14 protein-coding genes are annotated in these 18,801 nt (G+C 36.2%); 1 reads left to right on the plus strand and 13 read right to left on the minus strand.

Annotation, left to right across the window (positions count from 1 at the left end; translation table 11 throughout):
• Window positions 1–80: 80 nt before the first annotated feature.
• From A3Q33_RS09640 to A3Q33_RS09700, 13 genes are all read right to left on the minus strand, one after another.
• Window positions 81–1,067: a polysaccharide deacetylase family protein gene (locus tag A3Q33_RS09640; RefSeq protein ID WP_081179746.1), complete on the minus strand. Its 987-nt coding sequence runs from the start codon at window positions 1,065–1,067 to the stop codon at window positions 81–83.
• A gap of 3 nt (window positions 1,068–1,070) precedes the next feature.
• Window positions 1,071–2,165 (minus strand): hypothetical protein, encoded by a 1,095-nt coding sequence (locus tag A3Q33_RS09645; RefSeq protein ID WP_231295822.1) that lies wholly within the window; start codon window positions 2,163–2,165, stop codon window positions 1,071–1,073.
• A gap of 71 nt (window positions 2,166–2,236) precedes the next feature.
• On the minus strand, window positions 2,237–3,409 hold the full coding sequence (locus tag A3Q33_RS09650) for a glycosyltransferase family 2 protein (protein ID WP_081179747.1): 1,173 nt from the start codon (window positions 3,407–3,409) through the stop codon (window positions 2,237–2,239).
• Entirely contained in the window at window positions 3,409–3,933 is a 525-nt protein-coding gene (locus A3Q33_RS09655) for a serine O-acetyltransferase (protein ID WP_081179748.1), read from the minus strand. The genes A3Q33_RS09650 and A3Q33_RS09655 overlap by 1 nt, the downstream gene beginning before the upstream one ends.
• Window position 3,934: 1 nt before the next feature.
• A complete protein-coding gene (locus tag A3Q33_RS09660; RefSeq protein ID WP_231295823.1) occupies window positions 3,935–5,128 on the minus strand; it encodes a glycosyltransferase family 4 protein in 1,194 nt (397 codons plus the stop codon).
• Window positions 5,128–5,370 carry a polysaccharide deacetylase family protein gene (locus tag A3Q33_RS09665; protein WP_081179749.1) on the minus strand — a complete coding sequence of 81 codons (243 nt, stop codon included), beginning with the start codon at window positions 5,368–5,370 and terminating at the stop codon, window positions 5,128–5,130. The genes A3Q33_RS09660 and A3Q33_RS09665 overlap by 1 nt, the downstream gene beginning before the upstream one ends.
• Window positions 5,371–5,539: 169 nt before the next feature.
• Window positions 5,540–5,710, minus strand: a complete 171-nt coding sequence (locus A3Q33_RS09670) for a polysaccharide deacetylase family protein (RefSeq protein WP_196798077.1) — start codon at window positions 5,708–5,710, stop codon at window positions 5,540–5,542.
• A gap of 88 nt (window positions 5,711–5,798) precedes the next feature.
• On the minus strand, window positions 5,799–6,956 hold the full coding sequence (locus tag A3Q33_RS09675; protein ID WP_081179751.1) for a glycosyltransferase: 1,158 nt from the start codon (window positions 6,954–6,956) through the stop codon (window positions 5,799–5,801).
• The gene (locus tag A3Q33_RS09680; protein ID WP_081179752.1) at window positions 6,946–8,286 is read right to left on the minus strand and encodes a phenylacetate--CoA ligase family protein; all 1,341 of its coding nucleotides are present in this window, start codon (window positions 8,284–8,286) and stop codon (window positions 6,946–6,948) included. The genes A3Q33_RS09675 and A3Q33_RS09680 overlap by 11 nt, the downstream gene beginning before the upstream one ends.
• A 553-nt stretch (window positions 8,287–8,839) precedes the next feature.
• Complete coding sequence (locus tag A3Q33_RS09685) at window positions 8,840–9,481, minus strand: polysaccharide deacetylase family protein (RefSeq protein ID WP_081182488.1); 642 nt, start codon at window positions 9,479–9,481, stop codon at window positions 8,840–8,842.
• Between the two features lie 341 nt (window positions 9,482–9,822).
• A complete protein-coding gene (locus A3Q33_RS21025) occupies window positions 9,823–10,920 on the minus strand; it encodes an acyltransferase family protein (RefSeq protein WP_081179753.1) in 1,098 nt (365 codons plus the stop codon).
• A 52-nt stretch (window positions 10,921–10,972) separates the two neighbouring features.
• Entirely contained in the window at window positions 10,973–12,301 is a 1,329-nt protein-coding gene (locus tag A3Q33_RS09695) for an O-antigen ligase family protein (RefSeq protein ID WP_081179754.1), read from the minus strand.
• Between the two features lie 92 nt (window positions 12,302–12,393).
• On the minus strand, window positions 12,394–16,524 hold the full coding sequence (locus tag A3Q33_RS09700; protein ID WP_081179755.1) for an FG-GAP repeat domain-containing protein: 4,131 nt from the start codon (window positions 16,522–16,524) through the stop codon (window positions 12,394–12,396).
• Window positions 16,525–16,820: 296 nt separating this feature from the next.
• Between A3Q33_RS09700 and A3Q33_RS09705 the strand changes: the two genes are divergently transcribed.
• Window positions 16,821–18,788 (plus strand): tyrosine-type recombinase/integrase, encoded by a 1,968-nt coding sequence (locus A3Q33_RS09705; RefSeq protein WP_081179756.1) that lies wholly within the window; start codon window positions 16,821–16,823, stop codon window positions 18,786–18,788.
• The last annotated feature ends 13 nt before the right edge of the window (window positions 18,789–18,801 follow it).

Raw genomic sequence — 18,801 nt, forward strand, 5'->3', positions numbered from 1 at the left:
TTACCAAGGGCTTTAAACTGATACATGTCTGTTAAGTAAAAAGTGCGAGTACATCGTAACTCGTATCAATACCACCTTAACTAAAGAGTGGGGGCGTTAATGCATAGTTCCATAAATTTAATTTCATCAAATGGCTCTGATACAGAAAATCGCCCTAATTGAAACTTGTTAGCGCTTAATTGTTGATTGATAAAATAGCGGAATGTAAAGGCAAGTTGATAACCTTGACGATCGATTTCATCAAACATGTATCTGCTATAAGTTGATGCGTTACCTACAGGATAAGAAATAGAAAGTACTTTGTTGGTCAAGTTTTCCTCTAACAGCATTTTTGCATGAAATAATTCATGCGAGAGTTCTTCGGCACTTAAACTAGAAAAAATTCGATGTGAATGCGAGTGAGCGCCAATGGTCATACCTGCAGACTCCATTTCAGCTAAATTTGCCCAACTCATAAATTCACTTTCATAATTCTCTAAAGTTAAGCCAGTAATGTGACGTAATTCTACTAACTGCTCTTCTATAGACGTTGATGTAGACTTGAACTGACTCAGCACTACTCGAATGTTTTTATTTATCGTTGCTTCAGATAATGCGATTGTTTTATCCCATGAAGGCAACCTAAGCTCATCTAAATTACATTGTTTTATATGCCAAGAAATCTCATCCCACCACGGGACCACTTTAGACTCTATTAGCCCTGTTGCGACAAAGAAGGTTGCAGGAACACTCATTGCCCGTAAAATAGGGAAAGCCAACTCGTAGTTATCTAAGTAACCATCGTCAAACGTTATGTAAGCAAGTTTATTATCGACTACCTGACCATTATTTATTAAGTTAATAAAGTGAGCTTGAGTTATAATCTCAAAATTGTTTTTAATAAAATAAAGGTGTTTTTCTAAGTCTTCCGCGCTACATGAAAAAACATTAGGATCATATTTACAAGCATCTGCATCGCCTATGCGGTGAAAATTAAAACAATAAACACCATTTTTTCGATAATTCCATAACGTTTTCGTCATACCTAGATGACGGAAGATTCTAGTTTTAATTTTACTAAACAGCATGCGCTATTTCGCAATAAAAGTAGGTTTGGGTAATATATAATCACGATATTGATGAGGACTTCCTACCTCATTTGCCTCAGCGGCTTTAATCATATTGAACATTTCCCTACTATTAACGTAATGCAATTGGTGACGGGCACCATCGTTATATTTGGCTTCTAAATAAGAGAACATATCATCGACAGGCTTTCCTAATAGAACGTCCATATCCCTTTCCTGTGTGCCATGGGTATGAACTTTAATAAATACCCAGTCAGGTTTACCTTTAACATGTACATTGGCTTCTACCCATAAATCAACGCGCTTTTCGGTAGGCTCCATACCTTTGCGAATATCAGAGTTTTCAATTTGAGGGAAAATGCCTTTTTTTAATTTTTTCCAGTTCAACATTAATGGGCCATTAACGATCATAAGATCACCCCATGGACTTCCACCAACTTTAACATCAACCCCTGTGTTATGAGATTTAGGTTTAAGGGCATCATCCTTAGCGTAATAGATACTGTTTATTGTTTTTGGTTGTGTACCATGAGGCGCTGAAGGGTAAGTAAAGTCAGCGTAACAACCGGTTTCTTTTAAGACAATTAGCTCGTCGTTCACGCCACAAAGCTTACCGTTATGGCCTGAATTATCTAATGTCCAGTTACCATGAATAAAACCATACATTAATTGCCCTGTTTCTGGGTGATGAGATAAGGCACCATGGTCGTTATGTAGCACATGACAAAACTTGGTAATAGAGGCTCTAAGGTTATCCGACGTATCATCATCATGATGCAGGTGAACTTCTATTTCACCGAAGCCTTCGCGGCATAAATTAGCTATTTTATCTAAATGTTCTACACGATATTCTTCTTCTGGATAGAAGAATGTATGTTGTGGGTGTATACCATTAGCATCAGCGTGCTTACTTGCCATTGCAGGGTACTCAGCACACCAACGATCAACACGGCTACGCTCTATATCAATACTATTCGGCTTACCCCATTGTGGCTCGTAATGGTCAACAAAAGAGAAAATTATATGTTTTGTATTTGCTTTGTTGTGTAAAGGCTTACTCATTTGCTGCTTAATATATTGTGGCAGCCACTCCTGCATGTTTTTCTTTTTTAAAATAAGAAAAAATAGATATGAAGCTAATATAAATAAAAAGAAAAATAAAATGATCACTAGCGAGTTGTCCTTTGCCAAGTTCCTTGAACGTTGGAACTAAAATATTTAATAAATCCGCGCATTAATGCCAGGTTCATTGCTACAAAAAATGCTAAAAGTGCTATTAGCGTGGAAGTTTTTTTACCCTTTGCTTGTCTTTTTATGCCATAAAATGCCATAAAATAAAAAACTACTTGTCCAACCAGTATAACCTGATAAAAAATACTATCGAGTAGCATAACATTGGTAATTAGTGCTAACAACATCAAGTGTGGTACAAACCAGCGGCATACCTTGTGGCTAATATATGCAATAAAACGCCACCCTAATAAGGGATTTAAAGCCCAAGACATCTTGAAAAAAGCTTGATAGTTACCTAAACCAATACGCACTCTTCTACCTTCTTCTTCGGTAAGATTAGGCGCAATTTCTTCAATAGCAATAGCTTCAGGGTCATAAACCAATCGAAAGCCTTGCTTAGCCACATTCATCGCAATTTGAAAGTCATCAACAATAGTATTAGCCGGTAATGGAATAAAAAGTGACTTTCTAATAGCATAAATAGCGCCATTGGCACCTTGCAATGCATTCAGCCTAGATTCATGGAATTTTAACACTTGCTCATAACGCCAATATACATTGTCTTTATTGTCACCTGTGTCGCCATCAACTAAGTGAAGTTCACCACACACTGCGCCAATGTTATCGTTGTCAAAGTGCCGAGTTAATTGTTGGATTGTATCCGACTGAAAGTGTGTATTAGCGTCAGAAAATATGATAATTTCGTCAGCTGTTTTTTCAACCAAGTCATTTAAAACACTCATTTTTCCGCGGTTTTCTGTAAAAATATGTATTTGTAAATTATCACTGTCAAATGCTGATAATATTTCAGCCGTTTTATCACTACTACCATCTGAACCAATCAATAACGTTAGCTTTTCTTTTGGATAATCTAGGGTTAATAGGTTCTCTACTCGGGCTTTGATACAAGACTCTTCATTATAGGCAGCAATAATAATGGAAACTGCAGGATAATCTTCTACCTCTAACGTGCGACGTTGGCGTCTGCGCCATAAATACTTGGTATCGCTAAAGGCCTGTGCAATGCCACTAAAAGTAAACAAAACTAACGGATAAATAAAATAACTATAAACAATAATTGCGACGCAAACCCAAAATAACGCTTCCATTAAATGTTTGCTCCGGTATTTTTTTTCTCATACGGCTTAGCGGGTATACCCAACATAGTTGCGCCTTTATTTGCATTTTTTGTCAGTACAGCATTAGCGCCGATTTTTACATCGTCGGCTACGGTTAACGCGCCAATAATTTTCGCACCTGCACCAACAAATATATTGTTAGCTAGAATAGGAGATTGGCCTTTTTCATCGCCAATAACTACGCCGCTTTCTAGGGTAATATTATGACCGCCAACCACTTTGGAATTAATAACGATACCAACAGGGTGCATAATAACAAAGCCAGCAGCAAAATCAGCGCCACTACCAATAACGCAACCATTTAAAAATTTATTAGCCCATTGAAAAAAGTAAGCTAACAAGCCAAGTCGGTGGGTTGCACACCATCGCATACACCTATAAAGCACATTAGCGCTTGTACCGTCAGCCATGCAAATTCTAAGCATACTTACATGTGCACCGTCATCAGCAAAAATTTGTTGTTTTCTTTTTAAATCAGCCTTTAAATCACGCATCTTAATTATTATCTCGTTTAACTAGCGACAATAACTGCGCAGCGTTATGTTTCCATTGGCGCTCTCTTTCAATATAAGCACGAGCATTTGCTCCTACGGCTTTATGCGCTTTTCTGTCATTAACAATTTCGAAAACCTTGTCTATGCAGGCTTGTTTATCGCCGGCAGGAAATAACCAGCTTGTTTCATTGTCTTGAACAACTTCGGCAATAGGGCTAAAGTCTGGGGCAATCATGCCTTTGCCCATAGCCATAAATTCAAATAGCTTCATTGGCGAGCCATAGTCATTTGAATCGGGTAATATACCTAGATCCATGGCTGACAAAAAGGATGAAACTTCATGATGCGGCACTTTACCAGGTAAAATAACTTGCGATTCAACACCTGCTTCAATAACCCTATTTCTAATGCCCTCAAAAGCGACACCATCGCCTACGAGTAATAATACTAATTCTGGTGTGTCTTTCAATCGTTGGCAGGCTAAATCAACAAACCAGTCAATACCATGCCAATGAACAAATGCACCTACATAACCCAATACGATTTTGTCTTCAATGCCGAGTTTACTTCTTAACGCTGAGCCTGAAGTTTCATCAATAATAAACTTGTCTAAGTCTGCGCCATTAGGCGACACAACAGAAGGTGCAATTTCGCCATAAGCTTGTTCTGCCACTTCCTTAAAACGTGTTGAAATAAATACCAGTCCAGTAGCGTTTTTAAAAATCCAGCCTTCTATTTTTTCTGCTAGCTTTTTAAAGGTTAATAAACGCACACGTTGAACTTGGCAAGAGTCGTTAATTTCTAACACTATAGGTAAATTATGCCTTTTTGCCCACCAAACACTGGAAAACATAAATAAAGAATAACGCTCGTAAATAAGAGTAATTTTTTTTTCTTTAACGGTTCTACGTAAACGAATGACGGCAATTAAATTAAACGCAAGCTCAAAAATTTCGAAAACAAACTCTGGTACATGTTTAGTAAGATCAGAAAGTAGTGAAAAGCTACTTTTTCGGGTCGGCGCTTGCTGAACTTGCTCAGTGCTCGCGCTTACTTCTTCAGCTTCAGGCTCAGCCCCCGGTAAAGACAAAATGTCGACATTATTATTTAACTGCCGTAAGCCTTTAACCACCCCACGGATATGCACGCCTTCAGCGCCTCGTCCACGGGTTCTATGATGAAATAATATGTTCACTAGTATTTATTCTCCAGCGCTTTAAAGCTATAACCTTGTTCAAGGCATTGCGGAATTAGTATGTCAAGTGCATCAATGCAGCATTCGTCGTCATGTAATAGAGTAATATCACCAAGTTTAATAGGGTTTTCTATTAAACGTTCAGCAATTTTATTGGCAGGCTGTTCTAAATAGTCGTTTGAATCTCGACTCCAGTGCACAGCCGTTATTTTTTTCAATAACAGTGTTAATATTAAGTGCATATCCTAACGTCCTTGAGGTGCTCTAAATAATGTACAAGGTTTGTCTGTAACTTTTTCAATAATTGTATTAATTTTCATTTTTTAGCACCTGACATTTCATGAAATTCAGGATGACTATAAGAGTGATATGCGATGGTGTGAGCGCGATCATGTATCTCATTAAGTAAATCTAAATTTTTTCTGCTCGACTACCCAATATAAAAAATGTCACTTTAATTTGATATTTATCGAGTAAATCTAATAAAGGCTCGATAACGCCGGGAACAGGCCCGTCGTTAAAGGTTAAATAAAGTACTTTTTCTTGTTGATTTTTGCTCAATAAAAATAACCGTTCGGACAATTTAATCGCCCTAAGAAGATATTTTAATACAACGAGCATTAAATCATAGTTCCATTACTTGGGTATAATTACATTGTAACAGTAACAATTAAGAATCATACCCTTGAGTGTCAACATTCATTAAGATTTTAAGCAGTTGATGTTTGTTATTTCCCCACGTAAATTGTTGGCTATGTTGTTGTATTTTTACCTGATCCCATTCTCGTGATAAAATATAATCCAAGCCTTTTGCTACGGCCGAGTCACTTCTGGCTGAAATTACCTTGCCACAAATACTTTCATTAACAACTTCAGGAATACCACCAACATTACTGACCAAAACAGGTGTACCGCAAGCCATGGCTTCAAGTACTACATTAGGTACGCCTTCGTTATAACTCGGCAATGCTAATACACGGGCTTGGCTAATAAGTTCAGGTAATTGGTTGTGATCAACACCACCTAATAAAACTACTTGGTTACTTATCGATAATTTTTCTGCTTGGCTGGAAATTTCATTACGTAAATTACCCGGCCCAGCATATAACAATTTAAGGGTAGGGTGTTTTTCACTTATTGCAGCAAAGCCTTTAAGTAGCTCAATTACCCCTTTTTCTTTTTTTAAATTGCCAACATATAAAATATAATTATCAGGTTTGTTGTTAGATACCGCATGCTGAACTTGAAACTTTTGGTGATCAACGCCGTTGTAAATAACATGTATTTTATCTTTGTTTATACCCATCGCTATCATTTCATCGGCAAGGGCTTGCGAAACTGACAAAATACCTAAAGCTCTTTTACTGGCATTAACTATTTGCTTAGCGCGTGCGGGTATTTTGCCATGGAGGTTAATGTCACTACCATGGACCTTAAAATAAAAGTCACACTTAAATAGTTTACTGATCCAACTCGCCGCTACGGCTTCAGGAAAAGCCCAACTAGCTAATATTTTTTTGGGTTTTTTACGCTGCAACCATAAACCAGAGTGCAGCATGATAGAGACAAACATCATGGCGCTATAAAATCGGCGACCAAATTTCGGCAGGTAAAAATACGGCACGTATCGTAAGTGCTCTGTTTGTTTAATATCTTTTCTATGTGCAAACCAATCAGGAAAGGCAATAGGCACCAAAACACTTTTATTAAAGTCATCATCGAGTTGAGCAAATTGTTGTCGGTTGAATGTTGCTCGATTGGGCTCCCATGGTAAAGGATATAAATTAGTGATTATGACCAACGATGGTTTATTGATATCAGACTTCACAAATAGTTACTCTGTGCTTGCCACTAACGGTTAACGGTATGTCATCAACCAACTTAAAAATGAGCTGTAACTCGTTTTCAGCGTACTTGTTTATCTCTTTGGCTATGTCATTTTGGTTTTGTTCAGTAAAATGCTTATTGGTAATCAATAAAATCTGTAAGCTAGATATTTCGCTTTGCCTAACTTGAAATTTATCAATGCCGTTAAATTCTTTAAATAAATGTGGAAAAAGCTCACCAGGAATTGATTTACCCGACGCCGTTTTAATAATATCAAGTTTACGACCATCAATGCTGCTCATAATAGGCAAAGGATTATTACACCCGCAAGGCTCGCTTATTAGCGTGGCTCTGTCACCATTAACATAGCGAATTAATGGCATACCATAATTATATAAATCGGTAACAACCAAATCGCCAGACTCGCCGGTTATCGATTGCCCTGCATCATCAACAGTTTCTACTACTAAGTGGTCACTATTAATATGGAGGTTTTTGTTTTCTTGGCACTCTGCCGACATAAGCATAAATTCACGGCAACCAAAAGTGTCATAAACTTCACAATTAAAAGCTTTTTCGATAACTTCTCTTTGAAAATCATGCAATGGCTCGGCGCCCGTAAGCATTGTTTTAGGAGAAAATACCGATATTTTTTGTTCAATAATATATCGAGCTAATTCATATAAAGGGTTCACATAGGAAACCATTGCAGTGGGTTTATAGCTATTTATTTCATCAATATAGGTATGCATGTTACTCGTGTTCATGGCAAAAGAGTTAAGCATTTTTCTATTATAAAATCGATGGTACAACCTGTTTTTTATACTTTTTAGCAATGTTGGTTGACCAATGTCAGCGCCCCAAAGGTATAGCGTTTTTTGCCCTAAACCTGCGCCTAACCAACCATAACCGCGCCACATAATAGCTTCTCGGCGTGTATTGCTTTCAACATCAAGCTCAAAACGAAATGGTTGTCCGGTAGAGCCACCAGTCGCTTTTTTAATGTTCTGTTCAGCGTTAGTTGCGACAATGGCTTGGTAATGTTCAGTAATATCATTCTTAGTAATTAATGGTAACTTAGCAAAGTCCGACATAGAGTTAATGTCAGCAATGGAATGTATCCCAAATTTTGCCCAATGCGATGGATAGAAGCTGGTATGTTTAAATGCATGTTCAAGTAGTTTTTGTAGCTCACGCCACTGATGTTGTTTTAACGCTTCAGGAGACCAAGTTAAATGTTCTTCATAATTGGTGATATGCTCAACAAGGTTTTTACCTTTAACAAGTTCATATGTCGGCATTAAAAAATGACGAAAAATTGAGGTATACATCAGTAGAAAACTTCCTGTTATTTAAAGTAGCGTTAATCGATTGAATTTAACAAATTAAGTATATGAAAGTAACACTTTTATTGATGATACACTCACATTATAATGACGTGAGTGTATCATCAATAAAAAAGCACTAATTGTTATCGCTTATATAAAGCTATTAGCACAGTTAAGTATAAGATTAATTTGCAATGCCCTCATCTTTAAAGTGGTATTTATACTCATAATTTGATGGGCTAAAGCCTGAGGGATTTAGTCCATCAAAGTCATAAGCCATAGCCCAAAATTAAAAAAAAGTGTTAAAATCGGCTATTGTAGGTTTTATGTCAATCAAGCACGAATTGCATAATTAAATCATCAGACATACAGTATCAATGAAGTTAGCGGTAAGAATTAGTGGTAACGACCAAACTCAATTGTTTTTCCAACCTAATTATTTAAAAAATCTCAACATATATGTGGATACTATTATCTGGTTGCGTCAAGCCTTTAAACTATCTCGGCTAAATTACACCTTATAAGTCTGTAACAGTACTATGACGAAATAATATGCTTAATAGTGCTTGTTATCTAGTGCCTTAAGATTAAACCCTTGTGACTGCCATAAAGGAATTAAAGTTCTCAGTGCTTGAATACAACGAGGGTCATCATCATGAAATAGAACTATATCACCCGCCTTAATGGGATCGTCAACAAAACGCTTAACAATATCGCTCGGCTGTTCTTTGCGAAAATCCATTGAATCTCGACTCCAGTGTACCGCGGTAATTTTTAATCGAAATAATTGAAAGAGTAACTTTATATTCCACCTGCCCTGAGGCGCACGAAATAAAACACAATTTTCGTTAGTAATTTCATTTAGTACTTTGTTGGTAGTAAAAATCTCAGTCAGTTGTTGCTTCAATGATATCTTATGAAATGGAGGATGGTTATATGAGTGATTTGCCAATGTGTGGCCACGACTATGTATGGCTTTAATTATTTCCGGATGACTTTTAGCACATCTACCCAAGATAAAAAATGTAGCTTTTACCTGAAATTCATCTAATAAATTGAGAAGTTCAACAGTTATACCTTGAACAGGTCCATCGTCAAAAGTTAAATAAAGTGTTTTTGATTTTTTTCCTCCATCGATCAAAAAAACACTGTCAGGTAACAGCTTAGATCGAATGAAATAGCTAATTTTATTTCGCATTAAACATTTAGCCCATTGAAAAATGAAACAATATAAAAACATTGTAACAGCAATTAAAACTTTGCCAAAATAACTTTACTGTTCAAATTAGTTAATTAATAGTGACTCAATAAGTTGGCGTTTATCATCTTTCTGGGTAAAGTTTTGGTCATATTGCTTGATGTGATTTGTATCTCAACGCTGTTTGTGTATAAATTTTAATGCCAGCACTGCAGAGATTTTATCGCGAATTTTTATTAATTTACCACAAATTTTTTCGTCTAATACACCAGGTGTGTTATTAACATTTGCTACTAACAAGATCGTACTATTAATATTTACAGTTTTTATTTAGGGGCTATTTATTTTCCGTTAAATAAGAGCTGCATTAGCTTGAATTTTAAGACAACTCTCATATGAATAACAAGTGTAATGGTAATCGTAGATGTAATAAGTATTACAAAGCCTAGGAATAGATCTATATCGTACTTCACTAATATCAAGGCTATCAGTACGACTATTATATTATGAAATAAATAAACACTATATGATGAATTTGAAAGAAATAACCACATTTTGGATGGCGTATTCGCAAATAAATAAAATATTTTAAATATTATAGATGAAGATAGCCATGCGATTAAACTTTGCGAATAAACTCTTAATAAATCATTAATAAATAGGCTGTCAAAATTAACTACAAATCTTAGTGTGTATGCGATAGTTAAAAGAGTAAATAAAGAGAAAATGTTAGCTGAGCTAAATTTTTCTAATAACTTTGGAGAATTAAAAAGTAAAACACCAAAAATAAAATAAGGTAAATATGATATTACTTGGTACATATCAATGGCATTAAAATACGTTGAATATAAAGGAAAGCCTATTTTATTTAGCCCAACAATAGCAATAGAGCATAAAGGCAATAACAACATCAATATTTCAATGGGGGGCTTTTCAAGTACTGTAAATTTGTGACAGATTTTTTTTATTGAATCACTAAAAAGGTAACAGACAATCCCTGATACGAGAAAATACAGAAGTAAATTAATCAGAAACCACAGGTGCGATAACCAATTGCCTGATATAAAAAAGTCATAGAAAGAAAACAACTGTTGATTAACAGTACTGAGTATAAAGCTTTGTAATAAGTTAAGTATAAATATTGTGACTAATAAGGGCACGAGAATACGCTGTAATTTACTACTGATAAAGGCTCTAACAGTTTGTCGTTGCAACATCATTAAGCAGAAAAAACCTGAGATAATAAAAAAAGCAGGCATTCGAAATGAGTGTATAAAAGTAATAAAATAACTAAAAAATGGGTGTGTAGTATCACTAAAAACCAGCCAGTTTTTATTGGGGCTGTACACTTGTGATGAGTGAATAAAAATGCCCAACATCATTAGAACACTTCGCATAGCATCCATGTAATAAAATCTCATGGGGTTTGCCGTCAACATAAAGTAACTTTTTTAATAAACTTCACACACTTTTTCATTGCATGTTTCACTATTATAATCCTACTTTTAATGCCATATAAACAGCAACTATAATTACCCAACAATAAAGCATAGACTTAATAACCATGTCCTTGCAAAAAAGCATTTTTAGTTCAGGCCTTAACGTAAACAATCTAATGTGGCTTGCCGTTAACATACCTAAAAATATAAAGAGTAATAAAGTGAATTGGCGACTTAAAAAGAAGGCCGTGATCATAAAGCCTAACATTGAAAAGAATAATGCCTGATTTATTTTTACTTCAGCAGCGTAAGCTATTTTAGATTCATCGCTAATATCATCACCGGGTAAATTGGCAAACTCTTTTATCACCTTATAGGAAGCTAGCATACAAAGTATTATAACGCCGGCCCAAAGTGAATACCCGGGAATGCCCATCTCACCTGCAACATGTATATAAGAATTATGTGCAACAAGTTCATGATGGTCCATGAAATTACCTTTGCCAACCCCAAATATTGGATTGTTTAATAGCATAAGTATGCCAGAATACCAGGCCTCTAATCGACCGTTTGCAGACGACTCTGAGGAAGACATACCGCCAAACTTGGCTAATAAAGTGGCAACTATAGGTGCCATAATTATGGCAAATAATATTAATCTTGCTCCAGCCTTTTTAATCATATAATAACTGCAAATTACGCCAATTACTCCTAGCAAAGTGCCTCTTGAGCCGGTCATCCAAACACCGTAGCAAAGCAAAGCAAATATTAAGGGCATTATTACTTTATTTAATGCGCCTTTTTCACTGTAAAAGTAAGCTAAAAATGCAATATTCATAACTAAAAACATACCTAAATCGTTAGGATCACCAAAAAAACCTAAATAAGTAATCCGCATTTCAGATCTACCTACGGAAAATGAGTCACCTAAACCGTACCCAAACGTACCATCAAAAGATTGCTGTTGAATGTAACCGTTGTATACCATAATTAAAGCGGCAGCTATTGATACATACATCAGTAATTTTTGTCGAGAAATAGAAGTAATTAAACTGCTATACAAGAAAAATGGGATAATTGAAGCCACAAAAAACTTTTGGGCTTCCTCAATGCCTCCCATGCCCCAGCCATTTAAAAATGCTGAAATCATAATTAACGGTGTAAATCCCAATAACATATAATGTTGAGGCAATATTGTGATCGGCCTTAATGACGTTAAGGTAAATAGAAAGGCAAGAATTGCAAAAACCTTGATCACTATATATTTTGAAGTTTCATAACTAAATTCATGCGGGCGAATTAATACAGCAATGGTGTAAAGCACCAGAAAGAAAAATGCTAAAGTTGCATTTTTTTCTTGGGTCGGGAAAGTATGTACCATAATTATTTAAAAATCCGTAATTCTATTTATTTTTTGTAAGTCATATTTATCTGACTGAAGTTATCAATTTTTTGTTATGATTTATGGCAGTTTTAATCAGGTATTATGCATTGCTGTTTACTGCTTTCTATTGGCCAACCTTTGCCTGGCGACCAGGCTTTTAGTAAGCAACCATCCCTATATGCAACAAGCTCCATGTCCACAGAAAGCTTTGAATAATTATAAGTAGGACCGTTATGCGGAAATTCTACCACTAAATCGACCAAGGTTGCATCACCTAGACCTGCATGTGCGATAAATCGAGCGTCGGTTACGTTGTAGTTACCGAGATAGCGAGTAGCTAAAATTTGTTTTGAAGCAGAGTCTTTAATAATAAACTTAGTATGATAACCATCCGTATTTTGATTTAAGCCTCTTGCCCTTAGCTTAAGCCAATGGTTTGCATTGGCATTGTTTTTGTATAAGCGTAACCCTTTAACATCACCAATACCATTACTTAAAATAGCTACATCTAAAAAACCATCGTTATTCCAGTCAGCAATATTTCCCCATGGGCGAAAAACGTCTACACCCGCACCACCATTTTTAATTAAATTTTTGATTGTAGTAAACGTACCATCGCCATTGTTTTTAAAAAATCGAGGGCTATTTTTATAGCTTTGAGACATAGTCATAAAATCTATGAAGCCGTCATTATCAAAGTCACCAGGGTATATACCTGCGTAAGTTGTCCAGTAGGTGGTATTTCTTAAAGAACCATCTGTCCACGAGCCACCACCTGCTTTTTCGGTAACATTAGTAAAGGTACCATTACCATTATTTCTCTGTAAAGATAGATAAAATTCTTTATCTTTAACTTTAGGTCCCCATTGTCCGCTGCCAAATAATACATCCATATCACCGTCATTATCGTAATCAAGCGATACTTGCATATTGCTTGTTGGTCCTCTTTTACTTCGAATGAAATCTTGTTTTGTGCTTGTAAAAGCATAATTAAAGGCATCGAAATCACGAGCAATTGGGTTATATCGCCAATATCCGTAGGCTTCTCCACTGACAATATCAGGCCAAGAGTCACCGTCAACATCAGCGACTAAATAAGAACTCGATTTAAAGCCAGGTGATATATCGTTCAGCAACTCTGGAATTATAGTGCTATTAGTTATGGGATCATATATGCGCCTTCGAAGAGGAGAAGCCGTTGCAGAGGCTATAAGCTCTATTTTACCGTCGCCATTTATATCTAATGCAGTGCATCTGTTCTTACCTCCTCTACATCCAGTCACTTCACTTTTATAAACGGGTGGAGATCCAACTGCTATGCTACTCAAAAGAGGGTATATCACCGAATTACCTCCATCGGCATCCGAACCAAAGAAGTCCGGTAATCCCGACTTCTTGCCAGTAATATTACTAAATATATAACGAGACGTAATTCGACCACTACTTTTCTGTGAATACTTACCTTCAACATTGGAATAATATGAAAAAGTGTTCTTACAGTGACCATTTAACGTTTCATGCAACCACATCTGGCTACTTCCCGCGTTGTCATTATGTGTGCCAACAAATAAGTCTAAACATCCATCATTATTTACATCAGGCATTCCTATCCAGAAAGGTTGATGGGCAATTGGTCCGTAATTTATAGCCTTTTCGGTAACATCTGAAAACGATAGTTTACTGTATGAAGAATGAGTAGACGTAAATACTTTTGTGAGTTGGTAAAAAACGGACTGCTTTACGGGAACTTGGCTATTTTCTGGGATTATTTCAGTTACTTTCGTCGGTATTAAGTTATGAAGAGCATTTTCTTTTACCCACTGCCATGTTCTGATTGAATTTGATCTATGCTGCCAATTAAATAAACGATAAACATTTGAAAAAACGTCAGCACATTGAACATGCGCCCATCCTTCAATTAACTTATCAATACGCGACGCTAATTTTAATTGCTTTTGGGCGTCAGGCTCAAAATAATAAGCGGTTGCTAAAACGAGCACTGTTTCAATGTTATGCGTGTCAGAATAGTATGGCCAAAAGTTATTACTCGTAATGGTTTTATCATCAGCCCATTTACTGGCAAAATAAACTAAATCAGTTTCTTTTGCTGTTTTATTGCAGCTTTTTGTGTGAGTTTGCTTAGCTTTACTAAAAGCAGACTTTCGCTGGTATTGGTTATTACCCATATAACGAGAGGTAAAACCATGTTCCTCAACGGCATTACCTAGCCTTCGCAGCATTTCAGGAATTTGTTTATTCTTAGTTACCCAATAACTTTGCCATAAAAAATCGCTAATATTTTCACTCATCCATGGCGAAAAAGCACGATCATTTGCATTGCTTAAAGGTGCACTTTTTTCGCTATTATTACCCTCATGAACATTATAACTATGTTCGAAGCCGCCAGACTTAGGCCGCCAATTATTTGCTAAATCCCAAGGCTTTACTGTTTGCTGCATATCGGCGAGCGAAGCTATTCGTTGGGTCAAATGGTCTAGTATTTTACTACTACCCGTCATTTCATAAGCAGAAATTTCAGCTAAGCCAGCCATACCTGCACCACGCTCTGTAAAACCTTCGTTTTCTTTATCATAGGCATCTCTACTGGCATATTGATTCCAGCCCAAGTCACTTTGTAACGCCATATCAATTATTAACGAATTATCCCACTGACTATTATCACCTACTAAAGCCCAAGCCAATTTTGCTTGTTGCGGTGCTATATATTTACCATCGGCACAAGCAACACCTTTCCAAAGCCAACATCCTCTTCCTCCTGCTTTTGCTGGCGTAGCGTCATCGTTACGGACCTTAGAAAAATAAAACTGTTTACTCAGAAATGCTTCTTTTAAAAACTCTACCCTACCTGTTGTTATATAAACTTTAAAATAGGCAGACGATCGATCAAATAACCAGTTTGCACCACTGGATTTACTAAAGTTTAAATTACCAGACCAACGGTTGAATTGTGCTAACTGGTATTTTTCAAAATTATCATCTATTGCGGGCGCAGGTAAGTATGGCGGTATTAAGCCGGAAAGTGATAGATAGTGTGTATCATGTAGGGCAAAAATTCTAGGGTATGGCATATAGGCTTTGGTTTCATCTGACGTTGCCCAGCCATTTTTATGTGCTATTTCGGTTAAATCATTACGCGTATTTCGACCTAAATTGGTAACCGAAAGAATAATATCGCCATGGCGCATATCAATATTTTGTAATTGAATAGTAACTGAGCGAATTGAATTGTCTTGCCAATGCCACTGTAAACCCGGCTTCGCAAATATAGCTTGTTCAATACCATTGATTGAAACGTTTAATTCACTGGTGTTTTTAACCACACCTTGCGCTAGGGGTAAGCCAAAAGTAACGAGTTCATTATCCTTTGGGACTATCTGGCCATCTGCAGTTAATCGAACACTCGTATTTAAAATACTAGAGCTTAAATTATTAGCATTGTGTAGGCTTTTTGAATTCACAGGTAATATTTTTTCAGCGCTAGTGGCAGGCGGTTTTGGTAAAATAGTGACAGTTAGCTTATCTTCTGCGCTTGCACCTTTATTGTCAGTTACCTTTAATGAGAATGTTAGGGATTCTGCAGCAGCTACCTCAGGGGCAATAAAGTTTGTTACTTTACTGCTTGGAGATAAAATACTTACATTCGTGCCTGAAAGTTGCTGCCACAAATATTGCTGTATTTTACCATCAGAGTCGTAACTGTTAACACTACTAAGCGCTATGGTAGAGCCGCTAGCGGCACTAAAGTTTTGTTGCGTATGTGCAAAAGGGTAAATGTTGTCTGAAGCTGGCGTAATGGTCACGTTTATAAAACTGCTTGCGGTACTACCTTGGTTATCGATTACCGTTAAATTAAATTTCAGTGTCGTTATTTTAGAAAAATTAGGCGCAACAAAGTTAATGTCGCTTTCGCTCAAGGTATTTATTACTACAGGGTTACCCGATGTTTGTTGCCATAAATAGCCTGCTATTTCGCCATCAGGATCTTTACTTTGCTCGCCGTAAAGTGTAACTAACTCGCCAGCATATACGTGTAAATTTTCACCGGTAACCGCAATGGGTTGTTGGTTTTTTGTTGGTTCAATTTTTATCGGTTCAGCAATAGGTAATGATATTTCTTTATTATCACAAGCGATAAGGCTAAACAGCAACAGCGTAAATAAAAGTTTTAGGTTGATGAATTTCAGTGAGGAAACAAGCATGAATTAACTAGCCCTAATATATTACTTTTTATGAAGACGTTGAATAATCAATGCTTTGATTGAATATTTTAATCAGTATAATGATAACTAATCTATTTACCAACATTTCAAATTAGAAAGTGAACAACCCAGACTTTACTCGAGACCCAATAATTTATAATTTAACTTCGTTATATGTGATTATGGGCAAAGACCAAACATAGACATTATCAATAAAGCCTCTTACTCTTGATTTTATGATGATTAAATATCACAAACGTGAGTAATAGCTAGTGTCGTACGATCGGAGCGTAGATGTGATATCTCCTGTATATCAAAGCCAAAATACAGCATTAGAACCCAATATTCAAAATGAAATACTGCAAGCAAAAAAGTGGCAGGTACTCATAGGTACATTCCTATTTGTGCTTATATTATCGTTAATTTTGGTATGGGCCAGAGATAATGTTTTTCAGAGCCAAGCTACTATTCAGTTTTCTACTATGCAGACAACTAATGAGCAAGCTTCAGCTACACCGAACGCAGATAGTTTACTGAACTTGCAACGTCTAACTAGTAATAGACTATTAAAAGCCGTTAATCGCAGTATATTGGTTAATTACGGTATACAAAGTAATGTGCAATTACTGAATGAAATGCTAAGTGCAGAGCTCCAAAGCGGCCAAATTATCAACTTAAAAGCAACAGGTAATAAACCGGAGCTATTAAAACCCATTTTGTCTACCTGGTTAGCAGAATACCTGAAGGCTTTTAGTGCTGAAAGTAACAACAATAATGCTGACAGTATAGTAAAAATAACCGCCATGCTTGCAGCGTTAGAGGAAAAAATATCACAGCAAAAAATAGCGTTAGTTACCTTCAGCCAAGATAATAATATTGTATCGCTTGAACGTGACGAAAATAGAATTTTAAATAAAGTAAATTCGATTGAAAAATTACTACATACGGCAGAGCAAGACTATATAAACCATCAAGAAGTCGTGAACCGTATTAAGTATGCTGAAAAAGAAAATAGCTTGATTATTCACCCTAAAGACGAAGTAATTCTAGGCTCAATAAGTCAAAATATAGCTGCACTTGAAGATCAACTCAGTGAGCTGTCTGAAAAATACACCCGAAAATATATGGAGAAAGATCCTCTGATAATATCGATGCAAAAGTCGTTATTAAACTTTCAAAATCAGCTGGCAGAAAAAAGCTTATTAAGCCAAACAATGTTTATAGAAGAGTCTAAAAACAATTTACTGGTAGCAAAAGCTAAGGTAAGTCTATTAACCGAACAACTCGACACATTCAGTGTACAAGCGCAAACGTTTAATCATAGTTTAAAAGAATATGCGCGTTTAAATACTGCCTTGGAGCAGTTAGAAAACCAAGCGCAAAGCTTAAAAAATAACTTGCTAGCGCAAGAAATGCAGCAAGTAGTAAATCCCGAGTTTAACGTGCTTGAGCAACCTTTTGTGCCTAGTTACCCTATAGCACCGAATAATAAAAGAGACTCTTTAATTAGCGTGGTGGTATCGGCTATTATTTCGCTCTTGGCGTTGTTTTTATTTAGTTTTATTGTACGGCAAAAGCAGGCATCAACCGTTTTTACGAACTATACTGTGGTGCCCAATGAAAGAGGCGATAATAGGCAGCTTCTTAATCAACAATCGACAGAGTTGCTTGTAAATCAGGCTGAAAACAAAACTCAAAATGAAGCTGAACAAGGGCTGCTGGAACAAAAAGTAGCTATTGAGCACTTTCGGTTATTAAGCACTGCAGAATGTCAAAAATTACTATCTTATTCTAGTAAACAAGGAAAACTTCTAATTTTGTTAGTCTTAAGTGGCGTTAATATTAAAGAGTTATTGCAAATTAAGCTAAAAGATTTTGATCTAGAAAAAAACACCCTTAAAATTGACGGGGAGTTCGTCAGAAATATAGCCGTACCACAGGGCGCCAGTTTACTCATTGCTCAAGTGATACAGTATAAAAGCACACAAGACAGAATTTTTGATGCAGATTATTCTGTTGAAGCACTCTCGCATTTAATCATTAATAGTGCCCATGACGCTGAGCTAAATGAGCCAGATAGTATAAGCTTAGAAGACTTACAGCATACCTATCTTACTTTTTTATTGGAGCAAGGGGTAAAGTTGAATGAACTGGAGAAAATAGCAGGATATATTAACCCTGCTCAGTTGTCGCTTTATCGTAAAGCTACAAATCAAGAATTGCTGGAAAATACTGAGTTGCTCACCATTTATCCTATTCATTAAAATAAGTCTTAAA

The organism is Colwellia sp. PAMC 21821, assembly GCF_002077175.1.
Lineage (GTDB): Bacteria > Pseudomonadota > Gammaproteobacteria > Enterobacterales > Alteromonadaceae > Cognaticolwellia.